Source organism: Massilia sp. BKSP1R2A-1 (assembly GCF_050586525.1).
Taxonomy (GTDB): Bacteria; Pseudomonadota; Gammaproteobacteria; order Burkholderiales; family Burkholderiaceae_D; genus Telluria.
In genome coordinates this window covers 243,970-257,478 of sequence record NZ_JBOBRE010000007.1, presented here as the reverse complement: position 1 = coordinate 257,478, position 13,509 = coordinate 243,970, and the positions used below count along the sequence as shown (strand labels likewise).

The 13,509-nt window shown below is 68.1% G+C and carries 14 protein-coding genes; 4 read left to right on the top strand and 10 right to left on the bottom strand.

What is annotated here, in order from left to right:
* Positions 1-29 precede the first annotated feature (29 nt).
* The 4 genes from hslV (at position 30) to ACQ7JA_RS13300 (ending at position 3,206) form a co-directional block, all read left to right on the top strand.
* Positions 30-566: an ATP-dependent protease subunit HslV gene (gene hslV, locus ACQ7JA_RS13315; RefSeq protein ID WP_430898405.1), complete on the top strand. Its 537-nt coding sequence runs from the start codon at positions 30-32 to the stop codon at positions 564-566.
* A 14-nt stretch (positions 567-580) separates the two neighbouring features.
* Complete coding sequence (gene hslU / locus ACQ7JA_RS13310; RefSeq protein WP_430898487.1) at positions 581-1,915, top strand: ATP-dependent protease ATPase subunit HslU; 1,335 nt, start codon at positions 581-583, stop codon at positions 1,913-1,915.
* A gap of 19 nt (positions 1,916-1,934) precedes the next feature.
* Positions 1,935-2,138 (top strand): hypothetical protein, encoded by a 204-nt coding sequence (locus ACQ7JA_RS13305; protein WP_258826570.1) that lies wholly within the window; start codon positions 1,935-1,937, stop codon positions 2,136-2,138.
* Positions 2,139-2,471: 333 nt separating this feature from the next.
* Positions 2,472-3,206, top strand: coding sequence for a helix-turn-helix domain-containing protein (locus tag ACQ7JA_RS13300; protein WP_430898402.1), 735 nt, complete (start codon positions 2,472-2,474; stop codon positions 3,204-3,206).
* Positions 3,207-3,257: 51 nt separating this feature from the next.
* Here the strand turns inward: ACQ7JA_RS13300 and ACQ7JA_RS13295 are convergent, their stop codons facing one another.
* The 10 genes from ACQ7JA_RS13295 to gspI are packed head-to-tail and all read right to left on the bottom strand — an operon-like array spanning position 3,258 to position 13,506.
* A complete protein-coding gene (locus tag ACQ7JA_RS13295; protein ID WP_430898400.1) occupies positions 3,258-3,965 on the bottom strand; it encodes a hypothetical protein in 708 nt (235 codons plus the stop codon).
* Between the two features lie 27 nt (positions 3,966-3,992).
* Positions 3,993-5,213 (bottom strand): type II secretion system inner membrane protein GspF, encoded by a 1,221-nt coding sequence (gene gspF / locus ACQ7JA_RS13290; RefSeq protein WP_430898398.1) that lies wholly within the window; start codon positions 5,211-5,213, stop codon positions 3,993-3,995.
* Positions 5,214-5,223: 10 nt separating this feature from the next.
* Entirely contained in the window at positions 5,224-6,657 is a 1,434-nt protein-coding gene (gene gspE / locus ACQ7JA_RS13285; protein WP_430898396.1) for a type II secretion system ATPase GspE, read from the bottom strand.
* 7 nt (positions 6,658-6,664) lie between these two features.
* A complete protein-coding gene (gene gspD / locus ACQ7JA_RS13280) occupies positions 6,665-8,986 on the bottom strand; it encodes a type II secretion system secretin GspD (RefSeq protein WP_430898394.1) in 2,322 nt (773 codons plus the stop codon).
* On the bottom strand, positions 8,986-9,759 hold the full coding sequence (gene gspN / locus ACQ7JA_RS13275) for a type II secretion system protein N (protein WP_430898392.1): 774 nt from the start codon (positions 9,757-9,759) through the stop codon (positions 8,986-8,988). Before gspN ends, gspD begins: the two co-directional genes overlap by 1 nt.
* Positions 9,756-10,286 carry a type II secretion system protein GspM gene (gene gspM, locus ACQ7JA_RS13270; RefSeq protein WP_430898390.1) on the bottom strand — a complete coding sequence of 177 codons (531 nt, stop codon included), beginning with the start codon at positions 10,284-10,286 and terminating at the stop codon, positions 9,756-9,758. The genes gspN and gspM overlap by 4 nt, the downstream gene beginning before the upstream one ends.
* Entirely contained in the window at positions 10,286-11,491 is a 1,206-nt protein-coding gene (gene gspL / locus ACQ7JA_RS13265; protein WP_430898388.1) for a type II secretion system protein GspL, read from the bottom strand. The genes gspM and gspL overlap by 1 nt, the downstream gene beginning before the upstream one ends.
* Positions 11,492-11,507: 16 nt before the next feature.
* The gene (gene gspK / locus ACQ7JA_RS13260; RefSeq protein WP_430898386.1) at positions 11,508-12,506 is read right to left on the bottom strand and encodes a type II secretion system minor pseudopilin GspK; all 999 of its coding nucleotides are present in this window, start codon (positions 12,504-12,506) and stop codon (positions 11,508-11,510) included.
* Positions 12,506-13,126 carry a PulJ/GspJ family protein gene (locus ACQ7JA_RS13255; RefSeq protein WP_430898384.1) on the bottom strand — a complete coding sequence of 207 codons (621 nt, stop codon included), beginning with the start codon at positions 13,124-13,126 and terminating at the stop codon, positions 12,506-12,508. The genes gspK and ACQ7JA_RS13255 overlap by 1 nt, the downstream gene beginning before the upstream one ends.
* The gene (gene gspI / locus ACQ7JA_RS13250) at positions 13,123-13,506 is read right to left on the bottom strand and encodes a type II secretion system minor pseudopilin GspI (protein ID WP_430898382.1); all 384 of its coding nucleotides are present in this window, start codon (positions 13,504-13,506) and stop codon (positions 13,123-13,125) included. The genes ACQ7JA_RS13255 and gspI overlap by 4 nt, the downstream gene beginning before the upstream one ends.
* Between the last annotated feature and the right edge of the window lie 3 nt (positions 13,507-13,509).

Sequence of the window (13,509 nt, the reverse complement as noted above, 5' to 3'; positions counted from 1 at the left end):
CGGGTGGCTAGACAACCACGAGGCTTAATATGGAACAATTTCACGGCACCACCATCGTCAGCGTGAGGCGCGGCGAGCAAGTCGCGCTGGGCGGCGATGGCCAGGTCACGCTGGGCAACGTCGTCATGAAGGGCTCGGCGCGCAAGGTGCGCAAGCTGTACCAGGGCAAGGTCCTGTGCGGATTCGCCGGCGCCACCGCCGACGCCTTCACCCTGCTCGACCGCTTCGAAGCCAAGCTGGAAAAGCACCAGGGCAACCTGCTGCGCGCCTCGGTCGAACTGGCCAAGGACTGGCGCACCGACCGCATGCTGAGCAAGCTCGAGGCCATGCTGCTGGTCGCGGACCGCGAATCGACCCTGATCATCACCGGCAACGGCGACGTGCTGGAACCCGAGGACAGCCTCGGCGCCATCGGTTCGGGCGGCGTGTACGCCCATTCGGCCGCCAAGGCCCTGTACGAGAACACCGAGATGTCCCCCGCGGAAATCGTGAAGAAGTCGCTCACCATCGCGGGCGAGCTGTGCATCTACACCAACCTGAACCACATCATCGAGACCCTGGAATGAACTCGTCCCCCATCATGAACATGACGCCGCCCGAGATCGTCTCGGAGCTGGACAAGCACGTGGTCGGCCAGGGCAAGGCCAAGCGCGCGGTCGCGATCGCGCTGCGCAACCGCTGGCGCCGCCAGCAGGTCGAGGAACCGCTGCGCCACGAGATCACCCCGAAGAACATCCTGATGATCGGCCCGACCGGCGTCGGCAAGACCGAGATCGCGCGCCGCCTGGCCAAGCTGGCCGACGCGCCCTTCATCAAGATCGAAGCGACCAAGTTCACCGAGGTCGGCTACGTCGGCCGCGACGTCGACACCATCATCCGCGACCTGATCGACATCGGCGTCAAGCAGACCCGCCTGAGCGAGCAGAAGAAGGTGCGCCAGCGCGCCGAGGACGCCGCCGAAGACCGCATCATCGACATCCTGGTGCCGCCGGCGCGCGACTTCGGCTTCAACGTGAGCAACGGCGACAGCAAGGAAGGCGACGCGACCCGCCAGACTTTCCGCAAGCGCCTGCGCGAAGGCTCGCTCGACGACCGCGAGATCGAGATCGACGTGGCCGAGCCAAGCCCGCAGATGGAAATCATGGCGCCGCCGGGCATGGAAGAAATGACCGAGCAGATCAAGACGATGTTCGCCGGCGTCGGCAATGCGCGCAAGAAGCCGCGCAAGCTGAAGATCAAGGACGCGATGAAGCTGCTGGTGGACGAAGAGGCCGCCAAGCTTGTCAACGAGGATGAGCTGAAGCAGAAGGCCATCGCCAACGTCGAGCAGAACGGCATCGTGTTCCTGGACGAGATCGACAAGATCGCTACCCGTTCCGAGCACGGCGGCGCCGATGTCTCGCGCGCCGGCGTGCAGCGCGACCTGCTGCCGCTGGTCGAGGGCACGACGGTGAACACCAAGTACGGCATGATCAAGACCGACCACATCCTGTTCATCGCCTCGGGCGCGTTCCACTTATCAAAACCTTCGGACCTGATCCCGGAACTGCAGGGCCGCTTCCCGATCCGCGTCGAACTGGAATCGCTGTCGATCGAGGATTTCAAGAGCATCCTGACCTCGACCGACGCCAGCCTGACCAAGCAGTACGAAGCCCTGCTCGCGACCGAGGGCGTGAAGGTCGATTTCCTTGAATCCGGCATCCATCGCCTGGCCGAGATCGCCTTCTCCGTCAACGAGCGCACCGAGAACATCGGCGCACGCCGCCTGTACACGGTGATGGAAAAACTGCTCGAGGAAGTCTCGTTCACGGCCGGCGCCGCGGGCGAGCAGGTAGTCACGATCGACGCCGCCTACGTCAACGGGCGCCTGGACGCGCTGTCGGTCAACGAAGACCTGTCCAGGTACGTGCTGTAGCCGTTCAGAGGAGAAGCGCATGGCGAACAAGGCACTGGCGACGCGGCAGAAGATGCGGCTGCGCGTGGAACCGTCGCAGCAATTCGGCAAGCCGCGCAACCCGATCGCCGCGCTGGCCAAGGCCCGCTCCGCCGGGCCGCACGCCAAGCCGCTCTCGAGCGAGCGGCAGGAGGCCAAGCGCATGCTGAAGAAGGCCAAGCTGGTCGCGGACGACGACGAGTAGGCCGGCGCTTCTCCTGACAATGGAATCCCCTTGGCGGACCGCGCGAGCGTGTCCGCCTTTTTTGCTTTTGTAGGGTGGCGCGGCTCTACCCGGACGCGTGCATACCCGCGCCCCGATTTCGTAATGCGGGCAATTAGCCCGCATTACCCCCCCCCGCGTTCAAACCACGGTGCCGCTGCCCGCGCTCCTCCATTCATCCACTGGTTGAACGCGTGGGCGGCGCTTACGACGCGGGCCGATCACATCGCCGGGTGGAGCCGTGCCACCCTACATATTGCTCAGCGCACCGTTCGCAGGTACATTCAAGCGACAACATCGATTACAGGAACACCCATGAGCTCCCCCGAACAGGTCCTCGACGTCCTGCGCGCCGAACTGCGCGCCACCGGCATTACCTACAAGGGACTGGCCGAGCGCATCGGGGTGAGCGAATCGAGCGTCAAGCGCATGTTCGGGCAGAAGGACATGGCGCTGTCGCGGCTGGCGCAGATCTGCCAGGTGACCGGCATCGCCATGGAGGACGTGCTGCGCCGGGCGGTCGATGCGCGGCCCCATGCCGACGCCCTCACCCTGCCGCAGGAAACCTCGCTGGTGGCCAATCCGCGCCTGCTCCTGATGGCGATCTGCTGCCTTGGGCACTGGTCGCTGGAACAGGTGATCGAGACCTATCGCCTGACGGAAGCCGAATCCATCACCCTGCTTGCCGAGCTCGACCGGCTGGGCCTGATCGAGCTGAAACCCCTGAACAGGTACAGCCTGCGGGTCTCGAATGCCTTTCGCTGGCTGCCGGACGGCCCGGTGCAGCGTTTTTTCCGCGAGCACGTGGTGGCCGATTACTTCGCGGGCGGCTTCAACCGCCCGGGCGAAGCCCTGATGTGCCTGCCCGCACGCCTGTCCAGCGCCAGCGCCCAGGAGCTGGGCCAGAAGATCGCCCAGCTGGCCGGCGAGCTGGCGCGCCTGCACCGCAACGACCGCCGCCTGCCGCCGGAAGACCGCGAAGGCTACACCCTGCTGCTGGGTTTCCGCTCCTGGGAATTCGCGGCCTTCACGGCCTTGCGGCGCAGCTAGCGGCGCCAGAACGACGAAGGCCGCATCGCTGCGGCCTTCTTCATTGATCGCTTACTGCACCGGCGCCGGCTGGCCCGGATTGACGTTCCGGGTGGGCGGCGGCATCTGGGTCTGGTTCGGCGGCGGCGCCGGCTGGTCGGGCGGCGGACCGGACTGGTCGGCCGCGCCCTGGTCCATCTGGGGCTCGGGCACCACCTGCGGCTGGCCGGTGGTCGGCACGGCTTGCGCCGGCACGCCCTGCTGCATGCCCGGCGGCGCCACCACGGCGCCCGGGGAGGTCTGGGGTTCGATGCCCGGGGCCGGTTCGGCGGCCACCGGTTCGGGACGCGGCGCCGGCGGAATGCCGCCACCGTTGTGCGACGGTCCGGTATCGGGCGCCAGGTCGACCCGCTTCATCACGCCGCCTTCGGACAGCATCACATAGCGCGGATGCACCTCGGCCACGGTCACGCCCGGCACGATCTCGCGGCCGATGCGCACGGCCTTGGGCGGCGAGCCGTCGGCCACCAGGATGACGGCGCTGTTCGCGCCGGCCGCCACCACACCGGTCAGCTGGTAGTTCGAGATCGCCACCGCCGCCGGCTGGCCGCCGAACAGGGTCGCTGCCGCGTCCATGCTGGGTTCGGTTTGCGCCACGGCGGGCGGCGGCGCCAGCGGGCGCTGCTCGGGCCGGTACAGTTGCAGGAACCAGTAGGCGATCGAGGCCGCCAGCAGGATCAGGGCCAGCACGGTGAGGAGAAGGGGCAAACGCTTGTTCATGTTTTTTTGTTTTTCCGTGTTCTTTTCTTAGCGCACCAGCTGGTTGATTTCGATGATCGGCATCAGCACCGCCAGCACGATCAAGAGCACCACCAGGCCCATGGCCAGGATCAGCACCGGCTCGAGCAGGCCGGCGATGGTGAGCGTGCGGCGCTCGAGATCGGCTTGCTGGGAACTGGCCGCGCGCTCGAGCATGGCAGGCAGCTCGCCGGTGATCTCGCCGGCGCGGATCATGTGCACCAGCATGGGCGGGAAATGCTTCTGCGCCGACAAGGCGCGCGCCAGGCTCACGCCCTCGCGCACGCTGGCGGTGGCCTGCTCGACCAGTTCGCGCATGGCGACGTTCGACAGGGTGTCGCGGCTGGTGTCCAGCGCCCGCAGGATGGGCACGCCCGAGCCGGTGGTGATCGCCAGGGTGCTGGCGAAGCGCGCCGTGTTCAGGCTGCGCTCGAACTTGCCGTACACGGGCGCGTTCAGCAGCCAGGTGTGCCAGCGGCGTTTCAAATCGGGGTTGCGCAGCGCGCGCCGCCACAGCCAGAAGGCGCCGACGATGAGGATGGCCATGTAGATGCCGTAGGCGCGCACGAAATCCGAGATCGCCAGCATCATCACCGTGAGCAGGGGCAGCTTCTGCTTGGTGTTGGCAAACACCGAGACGATCTGCGGCACCACGTAGGTGAGCAGGAAGATCACGATGGCGAAGGCCACCACGGTGACGATCGCCGGGTAGGTAAACGCCAGGCGCACCTTCTGCACCAGGGCGTTGCGGCGCTCGATGTAGTCGGCCAGGCGCGACAGCACGCGCGCCAGCTGGCCGATCTGCTCGCCCGAGGACACCAGGGCGCGGTAGATCTCGGCGAAGTCGCGCGGGTGGCGCGACAGGGCCGACGAGAAGGACACGCCGCCCATCACCTCGGAACGGATCGAGGCGATCAGGTCGCGCACATAGGGGCGCTCAGCCTGTTCCAGCAGGGCGGTAAAGGCCTGCTCGAGCGGCAGCCCGGCTTCCAGCAGGCTGGCGAGCTGGCGCGTGAACAGGGCCAGCTCGACCTGGGACAGGCGCTCGCCCAGGCCGCGCGAACGGGTAGCGCCGCTTTCATCGACCTGGGCCGCGATCTGCTCCACGGACAAGGGCGTGAGGCCCTGGGTGCGCAGGTCGGCGCGCGCCGAGCGCGGGCTGTCGGCGTTGACCACGCCCTTCCTGGTCGCGCCGCCGGCGTCGACGGCTTCATAGCGAAATGCCGGCATGGCTCTTTCCTCAGTCCTTGGTCACGCGCACGAGTTCCGCGCGCGTGGTGGTGCCGTCCGCCAGCCAGCGTTCGCCGTCCTCGCGCATGGTCTTCATGCCGTTCTTCTGGGCAGTCTCGCGGATCTCGGCTTCGGACGCCTGGTTGTGGATCTGGGCGCGGATCTCTTCGGTGGTTTCCAGCAGCTCGTAGACGCCGACCCGGCCGTGGTAGCCCGTGTGGCCGCAGCGCTCGCAGCCGACCGCATGCCAGCCGCCGTTGCTATCCCTTGCGTCGCTGACCTTGCAGTGCACGCAGAGTTTGCGGACCAGGCGCTGGGCCATCACGCCCAGCAGGGATGACGATAACAGGAACGGTTCGATGCCCATGTCCAGCAGGCGGGTGACGGCCGAGGCCGAGTCATTCGTGTGGAGGGTCGCCAGCACCAGGTGGCCGGTGAGCGAGGCCTGCACCGCAATCTGCGCCGTTTCCAGGTCGCGGATCTCGCCGATCATGATCACGTCCGGGTCCTGGCGCAGGATCGCGCGCAGGGCCTTGGCGAAGGTCATGTCGATGCGCGCATTGACCTGGGTCTGGCCGACGCCGTTGAGGTCGTACTCGATCGGGTCTTCCACCGTCATGATGTTGGTGGTCGAGGCGTTCAGGCGCGACAGCGCCGCGTACAGCGTGGTGGTCTTGCCGGAGCCGGTCGGGCCCGTGACCAGCACGATGCCGTGGGGCTGGTTGATCAGGCGGTCGAACTGCGGCAGCATGTCCGGCGCCATGCCGAGGTGGCTGAGGTCGAGGCGGCCGGCTTCCTTGTCGAGCAGACGCAGCACGGCGCGTTCGCCGTGGCCGGTCGGCAGGGTCGAGACGCGCACGTCGACGGGTTTGCCGCCGATGCGCAGGGTGATGCGGCCGTCCTGCGGCAGGCGCTTCTCGGCGATGTCGAGCTGCGACATGATCTTGATACGCGAGATCAGCGAGGCGTGGATGGCCTTCTTGGGACGCACGATGTCGCGCAGCGCGCCGTCGACGCGGAAGCGCACGACCGAGGTCTGCTCGAAGGGTTCGATGTGGATGTCCGAGGCGCCTTCGCGCAGCGACTGCGTGAGCAGGGCGTTGATCATGCGGATGACGGGCGCGTCGTCCGAGGATTCGAGCAGGTCTTCGATGGCCGGGACGTCCTGCAGCAGCCTGGTGAGGTCGAGGTCGGCATCGAATTCATCGACCACCTGCGAGGCGTCGCCGCCGGCGCCGGCATAGGCCTTCGCGATCGCATCGTCGAGCTCGCCACGGTCGAGGCGGCGCAGGGTGATGCGGCCGAAGCGGCGCGACACCTCCGCGATGGCGGCGGGCGCCGTGGCGCTGGAGACCAGCACTTCGATCGGCTGTCCCGCTTCCTCGCCGCCGCGCGCCAGCACGCCGTGGTCACGGGCGAAGGCGTAAGGCAAGAGATTGTTCATGTTCACATCACTTCTGGTTCGATGGCGTCACCGGACGGAACTGCGAGGCCGGCTGCTGTCCCTGCTGGCCTCCCTGCTGGGCCGGGACCGGCTGGCCGCTGGCCGCGCCGGGCGCTGCGCCCGCAGCCGGGGCGGTCTGCACCGGCGCGGTCGCCATGGCGCCGCCGACCGGCGGCTGGCCATTGGTCAGCGGCGGCAGCAGCGGCGCGCCGAGGCTGCGCATCAGGATGGTCTGCTCTTCCTGTGCCTGGCCGGCGGCGCCGGCAGCGCGCATGTATTCGTAGCGGTCCATGGCGATCGAATTCGATGCTTCCTTGCTGCGCACCACGACCGGGCGCAGGAACACCATCAGGTTGGTCTTGGTCCGGGTGCGGCTGCGGTACTTGAACAGATTCCCCAGCACCGGAATGTCGCCCAGGCCGCGTACTTTCTCTTCGCCATCGCCCTCGGTGTCTTCGATGAGGCCGCCGAGCACGATGATCTGGCCGTCGTCGGCCAGCACATTGGTCTCGATCGCACGGACATTGGTCGTCAGGCCGGACGCGGCATTGCGGGTGGACTGGTCGACGCTCGAGTTCTCGTGGTAGATCGCCATCTTGATCGTACCCCCTTCCGAGATCTGCGGGCGCACTTTCAGGAGCAGGCCGACGTCGCGGCGGTCGACCGTGGTGAAGGGATTGCCGCCGCCGGTGGTCGAGTTGGTGGTGTAGGAACCGGTGATGATCGGGACGTTCTGGCCGACCTTGATGGTGGCCAGTTCGTTGTCCAGGGTGATCATGTTCGGCGTCGACAGGATGTTGCCGTTGCCGTCGTTTTCCAGCGCGCGCGCCACCGCGCCCAGGCCGAGCTCGCCGCCGACCTGGCGGAACAGGCCGATGGTCAGGCCCGGAACCGACGGCACGCCGGTATCGCCGGAGAGGCCGTTGCGCGCGGCCGCGACCAGGTTGACGATGTTGCTGTTGGTGCCGCTGCTGAAGGACTGCAGGCCGCCGATGCGGTACTTGCTGTCGGAGTCGCCGCTGGCGCCGATCCACTGCACGCCGAATTCGGAAGCCTTGTTGGAAGTCACTTCGACCACCAGCGCTTCGATATAGACCTGGGCGCGGCGCACGTCGAGCTGGTCGATGACGTTGCGCAGGTTGCGGTAGACCGCGTCCGGGGCGGTGATGATCAGGCTGTTGGTCGAGGCATCGGCCTGGATGAAGCCGGAGCCCTGGCCGCCGCCGGCGCCGCTTGCCGTGAGCTGGCTCTGCTGGCCGTAGGTGTTGCCGGTGCCGGCCATGCCGGTGCTGCTCTGCTGGCCCTGCTGGCCGCCCTGGCCGCTGCCGCCGAGGCCGCTGGTCGCGCCGGCCTGGATCGAGCCACCCGAGGTGCCCTGCTGCTGCACCGGCACGGCGGACGCATCCTGCGAAACGACGGCGCGCAGGGTCTGGGCGACGCGGCTGGCGTCGGCGTTCTTCAGGTAGACGACGTGGATATTGCCTTGCGTCGAGGTCTGCTGGTCGAGGCGGGCGATCAGGGACTTGGCAAGATTCGCGCGTGCCTGCGAAGGCGCGCGCACGACCACCGAGTTGGTGCGCGGATCGGCCAGCACCGTGACGCGGCCCGAGTCGCCGCCGGCCGCCGGCTCCATCAGGCGCTGCACCAGGGTGGCGATGTCGCTGGCGATGGCGTTGCGGACCGGGATGACTTCGAGGTCGGCCGCGACCGGCGTGTCGAGGGCGCCGATGATCTTGGCGAGGCGGCGCAGGTTGTCGGCGTAGTCGGTGATGACCAGGGTATTGTTGCCCGGGTTCGCCATGATGGAATTGTTCGGCGAAATCAGGGGACGCAGCACGGCCGTCAGGTTGGCCGCCGATTCATAGGCAAGATAAAACACCTGGGTGGCGATCTGGTCGCCGGTGGCCTTGCTGGCGCGCACGCCGCCGACCTGGGTCGGCGAAGACTGGGCCTTGGCTTCCGCTTCCGGCACGACCTTGGCATAGCCGTCGCCGCTGGTCACCACCGCATAGCCCTGCAGGCGCAGGGTCGAGGTGAGCAGGCCGAAGGCCTGGGTCTTGGTCAGCGATTTCTCGGAGACCAGGGTGATCGTGCCCTTGACGCGCGGGTCGATGATGAAGGTCATGCCGGTGTAGTGGCCGATCGCCTTGATCACCGATTCAATGTCGGCATTGACGAAGCTCAGTGCGGCGGCGTTCGGATTGTCCTGCGCCCAGGCGGGCGCCGGTGGCACGGCCAGGGTCGCGGCGCAGCACAGCATGGCGCCGGCCGCGATGCGGCGCAGCGAGGGGATGGCGGGGGCGAACGTGGTACGGGAAATTTTCTTCATTATCTGAACTCGAGTGCGATTATGTTCTTGCCGTTCACCATGCGGCGCTGGCCCAGCAGGTTGAGCATATTACCCAGCGTCTCTTCGTATCCGTCGGCGGCCGAGGCCTGGCCGGAAAAGCGCAGCCGGCCGTTCTGCAATGCGCCCGCGCCCGACAGGAGCAGGGCGCCGCGCACCGTGCGCAGGTTCAGGTCGGCCTGGCTGCCGCGCCAGTCGAAAACCATCTCGTAGCTGCCGAGCGGCCGGATCGGCGCCATGCGCGAGCCCATGTCGGTGAGCGTGAGCACCGTGCGGCCCTGCACCGTCACGCTATTGGGCTGGCGCAGCAGGTCGAGCGTGTTCCACACCAGGCGGATGCTGCCGGTGGGCGCCAGGGTGTTGAGCGGCGCGCCGAGGCCGGCCAGGCCCTCGGCCGGCAGCAGCAGTTCGCCGCTGCTCACCTGCCACTGCGACCAGCTGCCTTCGATGCGTACCGGGCCCGCCAATGCCTGCGGATTCTCGACCGTCATGCTCACCGAACCGAACAGCACCAGCGGCGACAGGCGCCAGGCGAAGCGTCCCGGCAGCAGCGGCGTCACCGCCCCGCCCTCGCCGGGCGCCCCGCCGATAAAGGCTGAGCCGTTCCAGAGCGTACCCTGCGCATCCCCGAGAGTCAAACGGCCGCCCGTCTGGCGTTCGACCATGGGGCCGAGCCAGGAAGCGGGCAGGAAGGCGAGGACCGTGACCAGCACCGCCAGCACGACCAGCGCCGACCAGGCAAGCAGGCGCTTCATTGCGGCGTGCCCACGCTTTGGCCCAAATTCTGGCGCAGGGTCAATGTGGCATCCACCTGCCCCGCCGCCGGCAGCCCCGTGAAGGCGGCGTCCTGCACCTGGATGCGGTTCTCGCGGCGCTGGGCGTCGAGCCAGGCCACCAGGTTGGCGAAGGACACGTTGTTGAACTGGACCTTGGCATATTCCCCGGTGAGCGTGAGCGAACCGGGCGCCAGGCTGCGCTGGGCCAGGCTGGCCGTCAGGGCCTCGCGGGTCATGGGCGCCGGCGGCGGGGCCGGGTTGGCGGCCAGCGTGGACGCTTCGGCGGCCATGGTCTGCAGCTGGGCGGCCTGCTGGCGCAGCTCGGGCAGGGAACGCTGCAGGCGGTCGCGCCCTTCGAGGGCGGGCGCGAGCAGCAGCGCATACACGAGGGCGACAAGGACCACGGCCGCGCCGATGGCGAGGAACTTGCGCTCCTGCTCGGTGCGGGCCAGCCAATAGGCAAGCGCGCGTTCGCGCAGGGCCACGATAGTTGCTGCTGCTTTCATCAGGGGGCTCCGGTGCTGCGAATCGCCCAGGTGGCGGGCGCGGTTTCTTCCAGGCTCAGATTGCGCGCGCTCAAGGCGGTGCGCAGCTGGCCCGTTGTAGCGGGGTCGACGGTTTCAGGTTTGACCCGAACGGTCAGGGTGCGTTCGCGGAACTCCATTGACGCAATGCCGGGCGGACGCGCGAGGGTGCGTGTCGTTTCGCCGAGCACGCCGGCCATCCAGCCGAATTCGCCGCTCGAGACCTGGCCGCCGGCCGCCTTGGCGCGTGCAAGGTTCTGCTGCATCTGCGCCACCGGATCGATGACGGGCTGGTTCGGATAGGCATTGCGGAAGGTCTGGCTCATGCCCTGGCGCACGCTGTCGGCTTCGCGCTTCAGGCGCAGCCACTCGATGTTGACGCCGATGATGTTGACCACGATGGCGGCGATGGCGAGACGAATCGGCCAGCGCCAGCGGCTCCAGTCGCGCTGGGCGACGCCGGCCGTGCCCAGGCCCGGCACCAGGTCCAGGGTGCTGCTTTTACTGCCCGCGATCCAGTGTGCCCAATCATCGCTTTCCAGCGCGATGCCGGGACCGGCTTCGGCCAGCAGGGCCTGGTATTCGCCCAGCTGATCGTGCGGCACGTAGAGCACAAGGGGAGCGTCGCCGGCCAGCGCGCGCGCCGTCTGCAGGACGGCCGAGGGATTGCCGTCGAGGGCCAGGCCGAGGCCTTCGTACTGGCCCTGGCGCAGCAGCAGTTCGCCGGCGCCGATGGCGGCGCTGGCGCTGCCCGGCTGCAGGGGCAGGCAGAGCTGAGAGGGCATGGCGGCGACCGCGCGCGCGCCCATGCCGAGCAGGGCTTTCACGAGCGGTTCGAGCCAGTCGCGCTGCACCACGCCGACCGGGCGGCGGCCGTCGGGCAGGCTTGGCCCGGCCACCAGCACGGCGTCGAGCGGGTCGCCCAGGATGTGTTCTTCGACCAGGGCCGGCAGGGCCGCGCGCAGGCGGGCGCCGGTGAGCGGCGGGGCCTGGACCGCCAGCAGGGTGACGTCGGCGCCGGCCAGCAGCAGCACCACGCGGCGGCTGGCGGCGACCATGTCGGCCAGGTTGCGCAAGGGGCCTTCGCCCTGCTGCGCGATCACGCCGCCGTCATCGGCCAGGGCGAAACGGCACAGGGCGCCTTCGCCTTCGGCTCTGGCCGGGTGCCGGATATAAAGTGTAGTCAAACTGTCTCGCTTTCTTCTAGTTCTGGCGGGTCCAGATCACGGTGGTGCCGCCGCCGCCGCTGACCAGCGGCTTGCGCTGGATCAGCGATTCCGCGTTCAGGGCGGCGCGGTCGAGCCTGATCCGGCTCTGCACCAAAAACCAGCTGCTTTTTACGTCATACGCACCATCCTCAATTCCCTCGCCGCCACGCACCTGGCTCAGGAAGGTCGCCTTATCGCGCCAGGCCGCCGTCTTGCGCCGCGCCACCAGGCTGCCGGCTTCGGACAGCGACATGTCCGGGATCAGGGCTGCCAGCAATTCGGCCGGCACGGTGTTCACGTTCAGCGTCGTCGTCTCCGGCAGCACGATCAGGAAGGGCTTGAGCTGCGCGAGAATCGCGGGCGTCATGCCCTGCACCGCGAGCAGGTCGTCGACCTGCACCAGCGGGACCGGCAGGCCGTTGGCGGGCGGCAGCTGCGTCTGCTGCGTCTTCTCGTCTCCGTTCACCCCCGGCGTTCCCGTCCCCGGCGCCGCCGCAGGCGCCGAACGCTGGCCCTGCGCCACGAATACGGTCACCCGCTGCGCCAGCCGGGTATCGAGCCGCAGCACGTTCAGCAGGCGCAGGAAGATTGCCTGCTGCGCCGCAACCGGCTCACCCTGCTGCGCCAGGTTGGCGAGATTGTAACGCGACGTGGCGTCGACAATGTTACCGGACAGTGAAGCATCGAAGGCTTCGCCTTCCAGGCGTTCGCGCTCGATGTACTGGTCGAGGCGGGTTTCGGCCAGCGGGGTGGCCCAGACCTGGTCGAGCGAGGTGTAGGGCAGCTCCTGGCGCAGCACCACGCTGGCCCAGTCCAGCGCCCCGCGCAGGATCCACTTGGTCTGCAGTTGCAGGCGCTGGTTCTCCAGGGTGCGCACCTGCACCTGCTGCTGCCAGAACAGGCTGGCGACGATCGAGATGGCGAGCGTCGTGAGCAGCAGCGCGGTCACCACCGCGACCCCGCGCTGGCGCTGGCGACGAATGAAGCTTCGCATCAGGTGCCTCCCAGCAACAGGGCCTTGACCATGGGCGCGGCCAGTCCCTGCGAGGTGAGGCTGATCTGGATGCCGTCCGGCTCGAGCGGCTGGCCGCCTTCCGTGGCGGGCGTGGCCTCCTTGCGCCAGGCATTGGCCTGCCAGACCTGGATGCCCATGGCCGCCAGCCCGCTCTGCAGCACCACCGGCGTGGCCGATTCGGAGGGCGCGTCGCTGGCGACCGCCTGCCACAGGGCATCGAGCTGGGCAAGGTCACGGGTGCCGCGCGCTTCGCGCCGCACCAGGGCGCCGTTCACCACGCGGTAGGACACCACCACCAGCTGGGTCGGTTCGTTCTCGTTGTAGACCTTGCGCACCAGGGTGAGGCGGTCGTCTTCCCAGAGCAGGTTGATGCGGTTGCCGAGCAGGCTGCGCGGCGCCAGGTGTTCGCAGTCGCTCTGCATCTGGGCGAAGGCAAGCTGCATGCCGCGCGTGACTTCCATCTGCTGGGTCAGGGCGATGCGGGCGCGCACGATGCCGTCCAGGCCGCGCCAGCCGAGCACGGCCAGGATGGCGAGGATGCTGATCGCCACCAGGAGTTCGACGAGGGTAAAGCCGCGGCGCCGTTTCTGCGGTCTCATAGTCTGGATGGCCTGAGCACGAGCTGAACCAGTTTGACGATGCGGCGCTGCGGACGTTCGGCGTCGAACACCGAGACTTCGATCCGGCGCAACAAGGGGTTCGGACTGGTCAGCACCTGCTCTTCGCAGATCAGGTTCAGGTCGCCTTGCGGACAGGGGAAATTACGCTTGCCGACTTCGGGGAATTCGCGTCCCAGGCGGATCTGCACCAGGCGGTTCTCGGCCGACCAGGTCGCCATCATCGAAGCGCGCAGGCCGGCGCTGTTGCTGGTCAGGCTGCCGACGGCGCGCAGGCCGGCGCCGAGGGCGGTGCCGACGATGACGAGGGCGACCAGCACTTCGAGCAGGGTGAAACCGGCTTGCGCACGCAATCTCGTCATCGC

Excerpts from the sequence above, each read along its gene's own strand:
- gspF (WP_430898398.1), bottom strand. The coding sequence starts at position 5,213 with ATGCCGGCATTTCGCTATGAAGCCGTCGACGCCGGCGGCGCGACCAGG.
- gspE (WP_430898396.1), bottom strand. The coding sequence starts at position 6,657 with ATGAACAATCTCTTGCCTTACGCCTTCGCCCGTGACCACGGCGTGCTG.
- gspN (WP_430898392.1), bottom strand. The coding sequence starts at position 9,759 with ATGAAGCGCCTGCTTGCCTGGTCGGCGCTGGTCGTGCTGGCGGTGCTG.
- hslU (WP_430898487.1), top strand. The coding sequence starts at position 581 with ATGAACATGACGCCGCCCGAGATCGTCTCGGAGCTGGACAAGCACGTG.
- gspI (WP_430898382.1), bottom strand. The coding sequence starts at position 13,506 with ATGACGAGATTGCGTGCGCAAGCCGGTTTCACCCTGCTCGAAGTGCTG.
- hslV (WP_430898405.1), top strand. The coding sequence starts at position 30 with ATGGAACAATTTCACGGCACCACCATCGTCAGCGTGAGGCGCGGCGAG.
- ACQ7JA_RS13295 (WP_430898400.1), bottom strand. The coding sequence starts at position 3,965 with ATGAACAAGCGTTTGCCCCTTCTCCTCACCGTGCTGGCCCTGATCCTG.
- ACQ7JA_RS13300 (WP_430898402.1), top strand. The coding sequence starts at position 2,472 with ATGAGCTCCCCCGAACAGGTCCTCGACGTCCTGCGCGCCGAACTGCGC.
- ACQ7JA_RS13305 (WP_258826570.1), top strand. The coding sequence starts at position 1,935 with ATGGCGAACAAGGCACTGGCGACGCGGCAGAAGATGCGGCTGCGCGTG.
- gspD (WP_430898394.1), bottom strand. The coding sequence starts at position 8,986 with ATGAAGAAAATTTCCCGTACCACGTTCGCCCCCGCCATCCCCTCGCTG.
- ACQ7JA_RS13255 (WP_430898384.1), bottom strand. The coding sequence starts at position 13,126 with ATGAGACCGCAGAAACGGCGCCGCGGCTTTACCCTCGTCGAACTCCTG.
- gspM (WP_430898390.1), bottom strand. The coding sequence starts at position 10,286 with ATGAAAGCAGCAGCAACTATCGTGGCCCTGCGCGAACGCGCGCTTGCC.
- gspK (WP_430898386.1), bottom strand. The coding sequence starts at position 12,506 with ATGCGAAGCTTCATTCGTCGCCAGCGCCAGCGCGGGGTCGCGGTGGTG.